Consider the following 15,138-nt stretch of genomic DNA (forward strand, 5'->3'; position numbering starts at 1 on the left):
ATCAGATTTTTTCGGCTAAAATAGGTATATAATAATATATCAGCCGAAATCAAGAAAGGAGGAACGCCTGTGTATATCACCCGACACATGGAGAAACCGGTGATGGAGCTGAATGAACAGTATCCTGTGCTTCTGCTTACCGGCCCAAGGCAGGTTGGAAAAACTACCATGCTGGAACATTTGATAGAGGTCGAGGGCAAGGGGCGCAAAAAGGTCTCTTTGGATGATCTGACGCTGCGGGAACTCGCCAAGACGGACCCAAAGATGTTCTTTCAGCTGTATCAGCCGCCGCTGCTCATTGACGAAGTGCAATACGCACCGGAACTGTTCCCATATATCAAAATCATGGTAGATGAACGCCATCAGCCCGGCGATTTCTGGCTGACGGGTTCTCAGCTTTTCAAGATGATGGAGGGCGTACAGGAATCTCTGGCAGGCCGGGTGGCTCTGCTCCACCTCTCACCGCTTTCCCAGAGTGAGATCATGAAACGGCCTCCTGAACCACCGTTCAGCCTGGAGCTGCCTCTTTTGTCCGAACGGCAGAACGGACGCCAAATGCTGAACACGCCAGAGGTCTTTCAGCGTATCCATCAGGGCGGGATGCCTGCTCTGGTCACAGGAACCTATTCCAATGCCTCCATCTTCTATTCCAGTTACATTGACACTTACATGGAACGGGATGTGCGGCGGCTATCCAATGACATTGACAGCTTGAAGTTTTTGCGGTTCCTGCGTTCTGTCGCCGCCAGGACTTCCCAGCAGGTCAATTACAAGGGCATTGCCGATGATGCGGAGATCGACCAGACCACAGCCAAAAACTGGCTTCATGTTCTGGAGGCGCTGGGGATCATCTTTTTATTGGAGCCCTATTCCAATAATGTCCTCAAACGCACCGTATCCACACCCAAGCTCTACTTCTACGACTCCGGCATTGTCTGCTACCTGACCCGTTGGAGCAGTCCGGAGACAGCCATGGAAGGAGCCATGAGCGGCGCACTGCTGGAAAACTATACCGTAGCGGAAATCATCAAGACCTATCAGAACGCCGGTCAGGAGCCTTTCCTGTACTACTACCGGGATAAGGATGCCAGAGAAATCGACCTGATCCTGGAGCGGGACGGAAAACTGTTTCCCATCGAGATCAAAAAGATGGCCTCGCCGCCAAAGAAATTGACGAAGGTATTTGACCTGATCGACAAGTCCCCACTGCAGCGCGGCACTGGTGCTATCCTGTGCATGGCTGACCAGTTGGGCGCTTTTGATCAGAACAATCTGATCGTGCCTATCTCTTTGATTTAACGAGGAACCCTGCCGCATTACCTGCGGCTTATAACCGAAAGGATCGACAGACTGCATTTAGCGGCCTGCCGGTCCTTTTTTCATTTAGGAGGAAACACCTGATGATAAAACGACAAATATCTTTTCTGTTTGAAGATCCCGGATTCTGTATAGATGTATTCTGCACCATTGCAGAACCGATACGCTACTACAACCGGGATACCGAAAGCGGCGCATGGTACAGCTCTACACCGGACTGGCATGAAAATGGCAGTCTCATCCGGGAAGACCTTATCTTTGAAGTGATTGCAAATGGTGTAGTCTGTGCACTGGATGGCAATGGTAACTTTGAAGGCAAGAAACCCTTCGTGCCTTTCTACCAATTCCGGCAGTCGCTGGTGCAGTCCGTTCATACACAGCATCCGCACCTGCAGGATCATGAAGCACTGAGGGAAAAACTGCTTTCCCTGCCGGATGCCAGAGAAACGGTTGGGCATGGTTGGTACTGGGAAAACTGGCTCTTTGCCACCGATGTTGAGAACACCGCTGAGGAAGCAGTAGACTCAGCCGAATGGCTAAATAGTCAGTTCCACATTCTGGCTATCCGCTATACCCACAAGCCCACCGGCTTTGCGTTTACCAACTACCGTTTCCGGGACAAAAGAGCCGAAGCCAAATCTTCCGGACATGACCTACTGCTCTATGACTGGAAAGACCAATGACCACACTGCGTCAAAAAATGCAGCAACTATACACAAGGAGGATGCAAAATGAAAATCCACGAAGATCGTTCCCATATGAATATTGATACCAGATGGTTTGAAAAAGGCTATGCCAAAGAAGACGTCCACTCCCTGCGCCTGCAATCCCTATGCACCGAAGCAGAGGCCGCAGCCAACAAACAGTTTTATGACAGCCACACCCGCGAAGAATGGGAACAGTATATCCGTCAGGCAAGTTTGGAGAGCAGCGCAGCAATGAAACCCGTCATGGAAGCCATCGCACAGCACTTTGTCTGCTACCAGTATGACGAAAATATCCCTGTGTCCTATGGCAGCGACCGATGGGATCTGTACTTCTGGTGTAATCCCTTTAACAGTGCCGCAGACGCATCCGAACGGGATTTCTCATATTTCACGCTGACCTTTAACGAGCGTCAGACGCTGGAGAAACGAAGAAAAGTCTGTCAACAGGTGCTGGAGCTCCTATGCTCACGCTTTCAGGAGCATCCCCATCTCCATGTAGCCGTACAGTATTCCATATGGTTTGACCATCCGAAGATCCACGATGCGGTGGAGCGCGCAAAGCCCCGTCTGCATGGCCTGCGCTGTATCCAGGACCAAAAAGAAGGAAAACTGCTCCTGCAGGACGGCGCCCTGCTCTTCAAGCCAAAATACGCAAAGAAATATGCCCGCACGCTGAGTCAGAGCCAGATTTTGTCCCTTAGTTGGGAACTGGGCGTGGCGGACGAAGAACCGGATATCGATGCGGCACCTGTTACCTTGCCTTACAAGAAATTTGGCGCCACGCACCCCATCCAGCTGCAGGTGACTTCCTACCTGAATGGAAACCTTGCCATACAAATGGTGACATGGGAAAGCGGCGACCCGGAACCCTGGGCGACTCTCACCGTCAACCTGCCCGGCCAACGGCAAAAAGACCATGCCTTTATCGACACCAATGCCGATTCGGAATTTCCCACTTGGCTCATACGACATGGTCTGGCTATCCCAACCGGCCGCACCATGCAGAGTGGGTTCTGCACCTATCCCGAATATCGTTTTCGTGCCAACCGGCTGCAGGAGCTGGACCCGGAAGGGTATGCAGGCTACCTGAAAAACTTTGAAAGGCGGTGCAGCGCATGAAATATAAGGCAGTTTATGATGTACTGAATGAAAGGCGGCAGACTACCCCCGGTTTCTGTTACCATGACCGCAGCGGCTGGCGTGCTTACCCCCAGACCTACATGACCATGCAGTGCCCTTTATGGATTATTGCTGAAGATGCTGCCACGGGCAGGCGTCTGTGGATCACTCAGGAGGGCCCCCGATTTAGCATTTCCATTCGAAGGATGGATGAACAGCGGCACAACTATGGCCCTACCTATCGCATTACTTGTGAAAACAGGACAAAACTGGCTCAGGTTCTGCGCTATCAGTTCGAGTCAAAAACTTTGGCTGTGTAGCTGACGATGACCAGAGAGGAACTGCATTCCTCTCCCTGCTCCGGTTTCCTTGTCCGGAACACACACTAAGAAGCACCGGCAATCTGCATTTTTGCAGGCGTCCGGTGCTTCTTTGGAGGAAAACGCTTATGAATACTCTCGTATTTACACTGGGCGAACACCGATCCCAGCTGACTTTGAAAATCAGTACATATCCCAACGGCAATCTCGCCATCAAGCTTTATGAAAAGGATCACGGCATCCTGATTTTTTGGGAAACCCTTACCACCAACTTAACCGGAATCCGGCCCGACCACTGCGCTTTCATCAATATAAAAGCCGCAGACGGACTTTTTCCAGTCTGGCTGTCAGACAATCACCTTGCGGAACCTACCGGGCAAATTCTTGAATCGGATGGCTGCCTTTACCCTGAATACCTGTTTAATGGCAAAGAACTGGACGCCCTGGACCATGAGGGGCATACCCTCTACATCCGGCGGCAGAAAGGCGAACTGGGGCGCCGCTTTGAGCGGCTGTATCTTGCCCTGCGAAGACTGGCGCGAGAAATCAACGGATTCAGCTACACCGATTACAGCGGCTGGCGGTGTCTGGATGGGAGTTCCTCCACCCTGCCCCTCTGGATCGAGGCATTTGACCCTTCTCATGGCCGCAAATTCATCTTCACGCAGAAAGGTCCCGCACTCCAAACTACCATCCTCTATGCAGATGGTACAGAGAAGCAGCGCATCTATCGGCGTAAAGAGGACATGGCAACCGAGCTGATGGCCATGTTTCAGGAAGAATTGCGTGTCTACCCTCCCTGGTCTGAAGACCGGAGGAAACGGTACGAATATTAAAGACAATAAAATAGGAGGACATCATCATTGAAGATCCGTATCTATCCCAAATCCCTGTTGGAAACCGTATGGCAGCAGGACAAACTGCTGTTTACCCCAGAGGCAGAGCAACCATCCCTGTGTCTTCGGTGTGGTCAGACGCTGGACCGCAGGCTGGTCATCAACGCCCTGAGCCGCTATGCAGATGTCCATATCTGCGAGGCGTGCGGTATGGATGAAGCCCTGCGTGATGCCAACCGTTGCCCACTCCCTCTAACAGAATGGGCAGCTGTCAAAAACGGTTTGAGCCAGCAGCAGACCAATTTTGAAGATCCGCTACTGACTACTTCCTGCGCCTTTGAAGATCTGTTTCAGCAAGGCTCCCGTCCTGCCAGCGAGATAGCCTATTCCCGTTCTGATTATGATGGATGGAAATGGTGGACCACCTGGCATCAGTGCCAAAAGGATACGCCTGTTCTGGAAGTTGCCCGTGAAATTGATGCTTTCCAGGATGCGCTATTCCAACTGCCGGAGTTTCGGAATTTGGACACCCTGACACGGTTCTGCCGAGGGTACGCCCAGCCCACCAGCGAGCCCACCGAATTCAATTTGTATTCGGAAACTGCTCACTTTTATATCTGGCTGCGGCTGATTACCAGGCGTCGAGATTATAATGTGTATGTACATTACTATCTGAAAGGTTAAAAAGTCTGCAACGCACCGGATACAGTATGCCTATCGACTCTGTATTCGGTGCATTTTTCTCTATGAAATAGTTATTTATTTTTATGTACACTTATAAAATCTTGTTGCAAAAGTCAACCTGCTATATAATTATAAACTAAAACTTCCCATACCTAAAATGGGATTCGTTCCTTGAAAATTCAATATTTCAGCTAACAAAATAGCGATTTATGCCGCTGCAGCTTCCAAATGGAGTGCTTTTCTCAGATATTCCGGCAATCTTGCTTCAAAATCAGCGGTAAAAGCATTCAGTTGCTCATCGCTTAGTTTAAAGATTCCCTGAAGACTTGCCATCAAGGCTTCCATCAGGATGCAAAGTGACCTGTTGAAAGTAATGTCTGCCATTTCATCAACAAGGAAGAAGAACAGTTCACCAAGCGTTCTCTGATCTTCATTTTGGCGCTGCTCCATTGCAAGTAACATATATCGGGTAAACACGATCGCCACATGGGCTGTCAGTGCATCATAAGATAAACTGTGGCATTCTCCAACCAGATTCAGCATGGATTTGCAGGTTTTGAAAAAGACCTCGATCTGCCAGCGCTTTCCATAAATACGGATAATCTCTTCCTCGGAAAGTGTTGTAGCTGTACAGATAAAAGCAAGCCAGTCCTTGCGGTTTGCCTTGTTCCTTACGCATACGATTTTCGCCGGAATTGGATTCGCCTTTCCTACCATAACATCAACAGAAAGCAGATACTTTGATCTGCCACGGCGCTTTTTGTTCCGGGAATAGATTTCTTTGATATTCAGCTGTTCACCACCGTACGAATATTTGATCCGGCTACTTTTCTTAATCATGGCAATCACATCCATGCCTTTTGCATGGATGGCTGTGACCTGTGCTGGATTGGAAAACCAGGAATCAAACAGGACATAATCCGCTTTCAGCCCTGCACTGAGGGCTGTATTCAGTAAAGTCATCATTGCCTCTGGTGCTTTTGTTTGGGCTAGCGCACGTCTTTTTCCTGCAAGGGTTCTGTTGTCAAAGTCCTTTACCGGGCCGATGATATTTGTATTCTTTGCAGACGCTAACAGGCAGCTGTTTACAGGGATCAGTGTGTTTCCATCACTCCAGCTTAAAGTAAGCATCCTGAAGCCCTTTTTGAAATGCATATCCGTGTGGTCAAAAACTTTTGATCCCAGTTCCGTTTTCTTACAGCTGGTACGGTTGAAAAGGCTGTCATCAATGATAAAGACATTTTTTCTTTCCGGATCTGTCAGATCACGAATGTCATGATTGACAATATCAGCTGCAAGAAGAGAAGTAAAACGAAGCCAGTTTGTTTTTGAAGAATTAAGGAAACGGTAGAAAGTGTTCTTGGAAAACGCCTCCTTAAAAGAGCCAGTCCGCTGCTGCATATACATACTTCTTCCGACAAAAATGTTGCTGAGTTTATAACGAAGCAGGGAAACAGATGAAACACCTTTTTCCTTCATTCCATTACATCTGGCAAGGAGCCTGCCAACATGATGTTTGGAAAAAAATCTCTGAACACAGTCAATTAAGTCGTTCTCAACGAAATAGTTTTGTGGTATACTGGACATGGCATAAATCTCCTTTGTAAAGATGGTTTCTAGTCAATTCCATTATACCAAACGGAACAGATTTATGCTTTTTTTATTGGCTGAAATATTGAATTTTCAAGGATCAACGCACCAATATGGTGTGGGAAGTTTTAGTTAGGCACTAAAAAGAAATATCTTTACGACTCCGATCTCGCAAGTCTTCGTGTCAAAGAAAAGCAGATCAACAAAGATAAGGATGATGGCATCCGTACTCAGGAAGCCATGAAGCTTACCCTGAATGATATGTTCAAGGTCTACATGAATAACAACATCAAACTGAAGCCCTCTACCAGAGCAAATTATCTTTACCTGTGGGACTTCTATGTGAAAGAAGAGCCTTTCGCTAACATGCCTCTGCCACAAATCCACAGAAGTGATATTCTCGCGTTTTATACCAAACTGCTGAAACACGGCTTTGCTATCAACTCACTGGAGAGCATCAACACCATTGTTCACCCTACGCTTGAAATGGCCGTGGACGACGATTACATCCGCAAAAATCCCAGCAAGGGCATTTACCGCAAGCTCAAGACGGATGGCAGCGCTCCAAAACCTAAACGGCGGATCGCACTCACTAAAACGCAACAGCAGAATTTCCTGCGTTTTATTGCCAAGTCCCCTACATACAGCCATTGGCTCCCCATCATGACTGTGCTCCTTGGAACAGGAATGCGTGTAGCAGAATGTACCGGCATTACCAAAAGCGATATTAACTTGAGCGAAAACACAATCTCCGTCAACCACAACTTAATCTACCGGGTCATTGACGGAAAAGCCGGATTTCACATTACCACTCCCAAAACTGAGAGCGGTACACGAATTATCCCTATCCTCTATCCAGAGGTGGCCGAGCAGCTTCGCCTCCAGATTGAAACCATCGACGCATTGTATCCAGACGATCAACTGGTGTTAGGAGGAGTTCACGGTTTTGTTTTCCGCAACCGAACCGGCTCATTCATGAGCGCCCACAATATCAATCGGGCGATTGAGAGAATCAGCGTAACTTACAACATGGAGGAAATGGATCAGGCTGAACTGGAAGACCGTGAACCGGATTTGCTCCCTCATTTTAGTGTTCACAACTTGCGGCACACCTTCTGTACCCGGCTCTGCGAAAGCACCAACGATGTTAAATTCATTCAGCAAGTCATGGGGCATGCCGATTTCTCTACCACAATGGACATCTACACCCATATCACACAAGAGAATATGCAGGAGAAGGCAAAAAACATTAGTGTGAACATGAAGCTGATGTAAAAAGAAAGGCGAATCTGCATTTTATAAGCAGATCCGCCTTTCATATTGCTTCATCCGGTTTCGTAGGGTCTCACGCAAAAGTTGTAGAAAAGTTGTAGTAACGCGATTTTTTGTAGTAAATGACCTCTTTAGTACAGCTTTGCTCCTGCCGGAATACTGTCATCCAGCATCAAAAGATTTAAGCCTTCCCGTCCGTCATACTCGTACACTGCGGAAATCAACATACCCTCGGAATCAATACCCATCATCTTTCTCGGCGGCAGGTTTGTGATTGCCACACAGGTCTTCCCAACCAGCTCTTCCGGCTCGTAATACTCGTGAATACCGCTTAAAATGGTGCGTTTCCGGTCTGTTCCGTCATTCAGTGTGAATTTCAGGAGCTTCTTGGACTTCGGCACTGCCTCACAGGCTTCGATCTTAACCACTCTGAAATCAGACTTGCTGAATGTCTCAAAGTCTACATCATCTGCAAACAAAGGCTCGATTTTCACCTTGGAAAGATCAATCTGTACGCTTGGCGCGGACACGGTTGCAGCCTCTGCAGAACCATTTACCGCTGCTTTTTCGGCTTTGTTTTCAGCCTTCTTTGGGTCCAGGGTCTTCATTGTGGGGAATTTTTTTGATTGCTAAGCTAACTCTTGTATATCCTTGTAAACCCTTGGAAAATGGGCTTTCCCGGATTCTATATACTTGGATACTCTTGGACGTTTTTTTGACTTTTGTGCGTCCAAAAGATGTCATTCGCCTTAAAATACGTCTTTTTATTTTATGCATGTACTGCTGTGTCAAACACAACAATACTTAGCAAGTATAACATATTTGCCACAGTATGAATAGGTATATTTTTCAATCTTCAAAGAGTTCAATCGCAGGACTCTTTTCTAAAAAATATCCATATTTTTTGATAATTTCTCAATTACTGATTTGGTAACATCTGGGTTTGCTTCTGCATATATGTTCATGGTAGTTGATACATCAGCATGTCCCATTACCTCTTGAATTACTTTGATGTTGGTTTCATTCTCGCAAAATCTTGATGCAAACGTATGTCTAAAGATATGGCAGGAGAATCTTGGAATCATAACAGGTTCTCTCTTCTCCTTTTTAGCAGTTACCTCTTCTTCTGAATTATGTGTATCCACAATTCTCTTGATTGCCCGGTTTACTGCTGCTGGGTTATGTGGCATCCCAAATCGGTTTGTAAATACAAAATTGGTCATCCCATCCACATTCTCAACACAAAAGCCTTCCTGCTTCTGTCTCTCATATTCTTCCTGAAGCACATCATATACCTGCTGCATCATAGGTATTCTACGATTACCAGCTTCCGTCTTTGGCAAAGATACTCTAAACTCACATTTATATGAATCATCCGCTCTCTGGTAATAGGTTAAGCTATGATTGATATCAATGATTCGATTCTCCAAATCAATATCATCCCAGCGTACTCCGATTGCTTCTCCTATTCTGCATCCAGTTCCTAACAAAAATACAAAAAATGGATACCAGTGATAAAAGAACGGATTCTTTGCTACATACTCCATGAATTTTCTCTGCTGATCCACAGTCAACGCTCGCCTTGTTTTTCTGACACCACCATTACGCTTTTTTACTTCACAGTATGCTCCGTCTACCGGATTCTTCCTTATGATATCATCTCTGACAGCAAGCTGAAATGTAGGTCTTAATACTGTGTTAATTGTCTCAAGCGTATTAATCTGTAATCCCTGATTATTAATCAAGTCTGTATAAAAGAACAACACGTCTGAGTATTTCACATCTCTTACTTTCTTCTTGCCAAATGTATCACGAATAAAATGATTCCATGTATACAAATAATTACTGTAAGTAGTGCTGCGCAATTCTGTTTTAGTTGATATGTACCTGTCAAACAAAAAGTTTACATCAGCCTTTCCTGCGACATAGATATCAAGTCCATCCAACTGGTCTTTTTGTAACTGTTCTTCTCTTTCTCGAAGTTTTACCAAAGACTTTGCATAAATGGTTCTTTTCTTGCCTAATGGATCAATATATACATATGAGTATCTTCCGTCGCCTTTTCTGTAACCCTCACCCTTTCTTAATACTCTGCCTTTACCATCTTTTCTACAAGCCATTATTCTCTCCTTTCCGGAGAAAAGAGCCTGTTCTACTGATTAGCCTGCTGCTTCATTTGTAATTCAACACCCATTCTAATCAATTGCGAAATGGATAGATTATGAGTCTCAGCATACTCAACCATTATCTGGTATTCCTCTTCTTTGAATTTAACAGTCACCTTATGATCAAAAGGTTTCTCTGCTTTTGGTCTTCCAGTTCTAGCCATCTGTATGCCTCCTTCATATCTTAATCATATTATACTTTTGGTCTGACCGAAAGTCAATACATTTTTTCTCTTTTGGCTCATTTTTCTCCATACTTGTTTGTATTTCTTCTATACTAATGCGTCATTTCTCATAATTACTTATAAAACTCGTCATCTACAATGTGGAAAGTTTCAAGATATTCGTCAATAATATCCAGATTAACCAACACCAGCTGATTCACTTTATAACATGCCTTTGCATCCTTCGCTAACTGCATAAACTTTGACACACTCATTGAATACATCTCTGCTCCTTCTGAATATCTAACAAATCTTTTATTATTAGTCTTTTTAGTTCTGCTGTCCATTTGCTAACTCCTCCATTACCATTTTGCGAGCTACAGGTAACAGATCAAACTGTCGTATCAATGCTCTGTCTATTTCTTCTCTCACGCCTGAATCCTCAATGACAGTTCCACTTTTTGCTCTAATGCAGCCTTTTGAAATTGTCTGTGCATCTTCAGGCATAAAATCAGAGATCTTACTTAATCCAAATCCACTCACATCCTTCGGATTTAAAATCACATGTACCGGAATATCCTTTAACTTACTGCTCAAAGGGACTACTGACACCTGCGGTGCACCATCATGATTGCTTGCATCACATGAAATAATTATTCCTGGTCTGATTCCGCCCTGAATGCCATGTGGGTTTTTCCCAAAATCCGCATACACGACATCAAATTTATTATATTTACCATACTTTCTTTTTTCTGTTCGTCTGCTCATATCTATGCTCCCTTCTTGATGTGCATATCCAATCTGCCCTCATCTACAGTCACCACAATGCCGCCTGCTTCAATAACCAGTCCTACCTTAAAATAAGCATCTGCGACACTGCTGGATATAGCTGCCATATTCGCAACAACTACTCCACTGATTTGCTTTTTGCGGATCATATTCACAATCTGATTCCACTGGCGATCAACATCACTCTGCGAAAAGCCATTGCGTCTCATCTTTCCAACGATTGAATATTCTTTTCTCTTTACAAATTCATGTATATATTTGCTCTGCTTGTCTTCAAGCATATTTACTTTTTCTAGTGGAGCCTGCACTGAAAGATATTCTATGCAATCCATCTTTTTAATCTTTCTTCTCATTTTCTGCCTCCTATGCTGACTTCAAAGCCTGCTCTATCATAAAATCAAATGTCTTTTTCAAATAATCCTGCTTATCTGCAGGTAACTGCTTAAGTCTCGAATCTAATGAATCCGGTGTACATTCTATTGCAAGTAAGGTATTTGCATCTGTTTCATAAACTTCCATAAGCATATACAGGTTTTTCATGCTCAAGTTTCTTCCTCCTTGCTCCACCTGTCCAAGCGTCGAAACACTTATTCCGGTTTTAGCGGCAACCTCTTCAATGAGAAGTCCTTTGTCCTTACGGATATCACGAATCACCGGACCAATTTTATATCCTTCATATTTCATCGTCGTACCCTCCATTGTCCCGTGCCATTTCTCTAAGCATCTCTACCGCCGCATCTTCTGTTTCATACTGACCAAGCCACTTCCCACTTGAATCATGTACAACTGTTCCGAATGCAGTCTGTGTAAATCTGCAATCCTTCACAGCCGGGACTTGTTTGTCCCGACCGGAATGATTTTCTGTTGTCGATCTACCAAAGGACTCCGTTAGCATCCAAAGTCCTCTGCATGAGATACAGTAATTGGCACTGGACCGACTTCAAGAGAATAGAGCCATATGCCCATATCTGTGATGGTCTTCACAAATTCCTCCAGATCATAAATGTCATCGGTGATCTCATTCAGGCTTCTGACTACTACAACCTCAAAATCTTCCTCTTTAAGTGTTGCAAAGAAAGCATTCAGTGCTTCTCTGTCATAGTCCCTTGTCATTGAGCGATCACAATACGCATCATTTATTATTACTCCATTAGGTATTGCCTGATCACGCATACTTTCAACCATCTGGACTACATTGAGTTCCGCTCTGCGTGACTTTACAAATGCAATACCCTTTGCAAGCTCCTGATTATCTGTACCTTCGTTTCCTACTAAGTTAAAATCTCTTTTTTTCATTTTGTTATCTCCTTTACGATTTCGTATTGGAGAGTTTTGGCGCCTCCACTCTCGTGGTGTGCTGTATCTCAAGCACAAGTATATTGTAATCTGCCACACCTTAATTGCCGACCGTGTACAGGCGACAATTATGTCGTGTAAACACGACAATCACTTTTCAACTGACACGCTTTTCATTGCTTTCATCATTGCAAGACACTGTCTTATCTGCAATTCATCCATATCTGAAAGAACATCCATTGCCTCAGATAATAGTTCCGACTTTTCTTCATTCTTTCCATACATTATGAAATCAACAGATACACCAAGTACGATTGCTAGATTATCTAATGTCTGTGTCTTAAAATCTCCACCATTTTCAATCGCAGATAATGCTTGTCTGCCTATACCTACTCTATGAGCTAACTCATCCTGTGATAATCCTATCTCCTTTCTTCTATCAGCAATTCGTATTCCTCTCTCATAATCCTTTTCTCTTGTCTGTGCTTTACTGCTCATAAATCCTCCTTGCCGCCCTTGGAAACGAACAAGTCGGATTACCTTTACAGCACAAAAAGACGCACGAGGAAACCAGTATCATAAATACTGTTCGTTTCCCCTGCGTCTCTGGTGCTTCCATCTTTTGATGTGCCCTTATCAGGTGGGCTATAATTTAATTTTCAATCGTTATATTCTGAAAGTTCCATTCTCAGAATGTTCCTTCATCATTCCCTCGGAATACTTCTTGAGTATCATCACTCGCTTGCATCTGTCACACTTAATTCCAATATTCTGAAGTGCTACAGCGGAATCATCACCGCATACAAAATATTCCATCATTAACTTGTTGCATTTTTTACATCTAATTTCTATAACATTTTCTTTGTTCAATTCAGTTCGCTCCTTATTCATACAAAATCATCAATTTACAATTCTGTACTCGTAAAGGAAAGGGAAATCACCTTTGCAAGCCTTTTGCCGGGAGTTCCGATGAATGTCTGCACATTCCCCGGCTTTGCTGATCTAAAGCCAACTGACATATTGTGTGCTGTCAGCACACAATCACATCAGGCTCCGGCTCTTTCCATAAACCACATATTGTTATCTTCATAGAAAAGGAATATTTCCTTTCCATCTACCACACAGGTATAACGCTCTCCAACTCCACCAGCCCTTGTACTGGCTGCTCTGCGCTTGTCTTTTACTCGTGTAATCTCATACTTTCTGCCATCTTCCCATGTTATCTCTTTGGGAATGAGCAGTCCGTCCTTTGAAAACTCTGCAAGTACATCAACATATACCTTATTGCTCAATGTAATCACCTTCCTTACAAGATTGCTATTGCTCTGGAAGCATCCATCTTCCTTGCTATATAGCCTTTTTCTTCTAATATTTTCAGATGTGCATAAACACTTGAAGTCGATGCCACCCCTACCATCTTGCATATCTCCCTGATAGTAGGAGCATAGCCATTCACACGCTGATATTGCATAATGCTTTCATACACATTCTGCTGCTTCTCTGTCAATGGTGCCCTGTCTACCAGATCAATTCTTGCTGTTTCGCCCATGTTCCGCCTCCCTCTTTTTTACTCTATTGGCACTTCTCGTTGCTAACTTGAAAAGTACCCATGTGGATGTACTGTGTGTTCTTCTTTTGCATTGACTGCCGACAGAATCCTGTCCCGGTACATGAGTCCCCTCTGGATACTGTAAAATCCAAATCTTCTGCGTATCTCATCCACCGCTGAATCCATCTTCATCTGCTTTTCACGCTTCTCCACACTTGAGAACAAATCTATCTGCTCCCAATAATTATCTGTTACCAGATCTGCACCTCTGACACCAACACTACGGATTGGTTTGCTCCAGTTATAGTTTTCCTTAAATATCTGATAAGCATATGCCGCTATCTCTCCGGTGATATTCGTTGCATGGTTAATCTTTTTCTGACGGGTAAAAGAGAATAACTCATTATCCCTAACACTTATCTCAACCACTCTGCACCGAAATCCATTCTCACGAAGTCTTGCTGCAACACTCTCAGCCAGAATATAAAGAACAATCTTTACATCCTCATCGCATACTAAATCCTTTGGTGTCGTTGTGCTGTTTCCCACCGATTTGATTGGAGAGTGGGTATTCTCCAACTTGACAGGTGAATCATCATAGCCATTAGCAAACGACCATAAGATACTGCCCATCTTCCCAAGGTGACTGTTAAGCACATCTTCATCTGCCCTTGCAAGATCACCTATGGTTTTGATACCAAATAATGCAAGCTTTCTGTTCGTACTTTTTCCAATGTATAGAAGATCTGCCACCGGAAGTGACCATGCCTTCTGCTTAAACTCACTCTTATACATAGTTGTGATTGCATCAGGCTTCTTATAATCTGAACCAAGCTTTGCAAATATCTTATTGAAAGAAACACCAACACTCACTGTGATGCCAAGCTCTGACTTCATTCTCCTGCTGATTTCCTGTGCAATAAGCAATCCATCCCCTTTAAGGGAACTGCTCCCTGTCACATCAAGCCAGCATTCATCAATCCCATATGGCTCCTGTCTGTCCGTATATTCTGCATATATCTCATGCGCCATCCTTGAGAACCGAAGATATAAGTCCATTCTTGGTGAAACAAATGTTATGTCCGGACAGACTTGCTTTGCCTGCCAGAGTGCCATTCCTGTTTTCACACCGTACTTCTTGGCAATATAGTCAGCTGTTAAGACAATCCCATGTCTTGCCTCCGGGTCACCGCCTACTGCCAATGGCTTTCCTGCAAGCTCAGGATGATGCAGATGTTCAATCGAAGCATAACAACAGTTGATATCCGAATGAAGTATTACCCTGTCTCCCATCTGCATAACCTCCTGTATTTAATCAGTCTCTACCATA

Annotated in this window: 21 protein-coding genes; 7 read left to right on the plus strand and 14 right to left on the minus strand. The window is 44.5% G+C overall.

Annotated features, from left to right (window positions below; all coding sequences use genetic code 11):
- The first annotated feature begins 87 nt into the window (after positions 1-87).
- From LK436_RS14730 to LK436_RS14755, 6 genes are all read left to right on the plus strand, one after another.
- Complete coding sequence (locus LK436_RS14730; protein WP_006874328.1) at positions 88-1,299, plus strand: ATP-binding protein; 1,212 nt, start codon at positions 88-90, stop codon at positions 1,297-1,299.
- A gap of 101 nt (positions 1,300-1,400) precedes the next feature.
- Positions 1,401-2,000: a hypothetical protein gene (locus tag LK436_RS14735; RefSeq protein ID WP_008394745.1), complete on the plus strand. Its 600-nt coding sequence runs from the start codon at positions 1,401-1,403 to the stop codon at positions 1,998-2,000.
- 48 nt (positions 2,001-2,048) lie between these two features.
- Positions 2,049-3,143 (plus strand): DUF4313 domain-containing protein, encoded by a 1,095-nt coding sequence (locus tag LK436_RS14740; RefSeq protein ID WP_008394743.1) that lies wholly within the window; start codon positions 2,049-2,051, stop codon positions 3,141-3,143.
- Positions 3,140-3,463: a hypothetical protein gene (locus tag LK436_RS14745; protein ID WP_008394742.1), complete on the plus strand. Its 324-nt coding sequence runs from the start codon at positions 3,140-3,142 to the stop codon at positions 3,461-3,463. Before LK436_RS14740 ends, LK436_RS14745 begins: the two co-directional genes overlap by 4 nt.
- 128 nt (positions 3,464-3,591) lie before the next feature.
- Positions 3,592-4,299: a DUF4313 domain-containing protein gene (locus LK436_RS14750; protein WP_008394740.1), complete on the plus strand. Its 708-nt coding sequence runs from the start codon at positions 3,592-3,594 to the stop codon at positions 4,297-4,299.
- Positions 4,300-4,326: 27 nt separating this feature from the next.
- On the plus strand, positions 4,327-4,983 hold the full coding sequence (locus LK436_RS14755; protein WP_227910090.1) for a hypothetical protein: 657 nt from the start codon (positions 4,327-4,329) through the stop codon (positions 4,981-4,983).
- Positions 4,984-5,190: 207 nt separating this feature from the next.
- Here the strand turns inward: LK436_RS14755 and LK436_RS14760 are convergent, their stop codons facing one another.
- Positions 5,191-6,570: a transposase gene (locus tag LK436_RS14760; RefSeq protein WP_008394736.1), complete on the minus strand. Its 1,380-nt coding sequence runs from the start codon at positions 6,568-6,570 to the stop codon at positions 5,191-5,193.
- A gap of 243 nt (positions 6,571-6,813) precedes the next feature.
- Between LK436_RS14760 and LK436_RS14765 the strand changes: the two genes are divergently transcribed.
- The gene (locus tag LK436_RS14765; protein WP_008395271.1) at positions 6,814-7,848 is read left to right on the plus strand and encodes a site-specific integrase; all 1,035 of its coding nucleotides are present in this window, start codon (positions 6,814-6,816) and stop codon (positions 7,846-7,848) included.
- Positions 7,849-7,976: 128 nt separating this feature from the next.
- Here LK436_RS14765 and LK436_RS14770 read toward each other — a convergent pair whose 3' ends face one another.
- From LK436_RS14770 to dinB, 13 genes are all read right to left on the minus strand, one after another.
- On the minus strand, positions 7,977-8,453 hold the full coding sequence (locus tag LK436_RS14770) for a hypothetical protein (RefSeq protein WP_008395272.1): 477 nt from the start codon (positions 8,451-8,453) through the stop codon (positions 7,977-7,979).
- A 276-nt stretch (positions 8,454-8,729) separates the two neighbouring features.
- The gene (locus LK436_RS14775) at positions 8,730-9,965 is read right to left on the minus strand and encodes a tyrosine-type recombinase/integrase (RefSeq protein ID WP_008395273.1); all 1,236 of its coding nucleotides are present in this window, start codon (positions 9,963-9,965) and stop codon (positions 8,730-8,732) included.
- 32 nt (positions 9,966-9,997) lie between these two features.
- Positions 9,998-10,174: a DUF6290 family protein gene (locus LK436_RS14780; protein ID WP_004853384.1), complete on the minus strand. Its 177-nt coding sequence runs from the start codon at positions 10,172-10,174 to the stop codon at positions 9,998-10,000.
- Positions 10,175-10,308: 134 nt separating this feature from the next.
- Positions 10,309-10,521, minus strand: coding sequence for a DUF6462 family protein (locus LK436_RS14785; RefSeq protein ID WP_004611639.1), 213 nt, complete (start codon positions 10,519-10,521; stop codon positions 10,309-10,311).
- Complete coding sequence (locus LK436_RS14790; RefSeq protein ID WP_008395276.1) at positions 10,505-10,942, minus strand: type II toxin-antitoxin system PemK/MazF family toxin; 438 nt, start codon at positions 10,940-10,942, stop codon at positions 10,505-10,507. The genes LK436_RS14785 and LK436_RS14790 overlap by 17 nt, the downstream gene beginning before the upstream one ends.
- Positions 10,943-10,944: 2 nt before the next feature.
- Entirely contained in the window at positions 10,945-11,316 is a 372-nt protein-coding gene (locus LK436_RS14795) for a recombinase family protein (protein WP_008395278.1), read from the minus strand.
- 10 nt (positions 11,317-11,326) lie between these two features.
- Positions 11,327-11,647, minus strand: coding sequence for a helix-turn-helix domain-containing protein (locus tag LK436_RS14800; protein ID WP_008395280.1), 321 nt, complete (start codon positions 11,645-11,647; stop codon positions 11,327-11,329).
- A 204-nt stretch (positions 11,648-11,851) separates the two neighbouring features.
- Positions 11,852-12,259, minus strand: coding sequence for a recombinase family protein (locus LK436_RS14805; protein WP_008395282.1), 408 nt, complete (start codon positions 12,257-12,259; stop codon positions 11,852-11,854).
- 150 nt (positions 12,260-12,409) lie between these two features.
- On the minus strand, positions 12,410-12,757 hold the full coding sequence (locus LK436_RS14810; protein WP_008395283.1) for a helix-turn-helix domain-containing protein: 348 nt from the start codon (positions 12,755-12,757) through the stop codon (positions 12,410-12,412).
- Positions 12,758-12,925: 168 nt separating this feature from the next.
- Entirely contained in the window at positions 12,926-13,129 is a 204-nt protein-coding gene (locus LK436_RS14815; RefSeq protein ID WP_226801081.1) for a hypothetical protein, read from the minus strand.
- Between the two features lie 176 nt (positions 13,130-13,305).
- Positions 13,306-13,560 (minus strand): hypothetical protein, encoded by a 255-nt coding sequence (locus LK436_RS14820; RefSeq protein WP_004611568.1) that lies wholly within the window; start codon positions 13,558-13,560, stop codon positions 13,306-13,308.
- Positions 13,561-13,565: 5 nt separating this feature from the next.
- Positions 13,566-13,808 carry a LexA family protein gene (locus LK436_RS14825; RefSeq protein WP_008395286.1) on the minus strand — a complete coding sequence of 81 codons (243 nt, stop codon included), beginning with the start codon at positions 13,806-13,808 and terminating at the stop codon, positions 13,566-13,568.
- A 42-nt stretch (positions 13,809-13,850) separates the two neighbouring features.
- Positions 13,851-15,101 carry a DNA polymerase IV gene (gene dinB, locus LK436_RS14830; protein WP_044930364.1) on the minus strand — a complete coding sequence of 417 codons (1,251 nt, stop codon included), beginning with the start codon at positions 15,099-15,101 and terminating at the stop codon, positions 13,851-13,853.
- Between the last annotated feature and the right edge of the window lie 37 nt (positions 15,102-15,138).

This window comes from Clostridium sp. M62/1 (genome assembly GCF_020736365.1).
GTDB classification, from domain to species: Bacteria; Bacillota; Clostridia; order Lachnospirales; family Lachnospiraceae; genus Otoolea; species Otoolea saccharolyticum_A.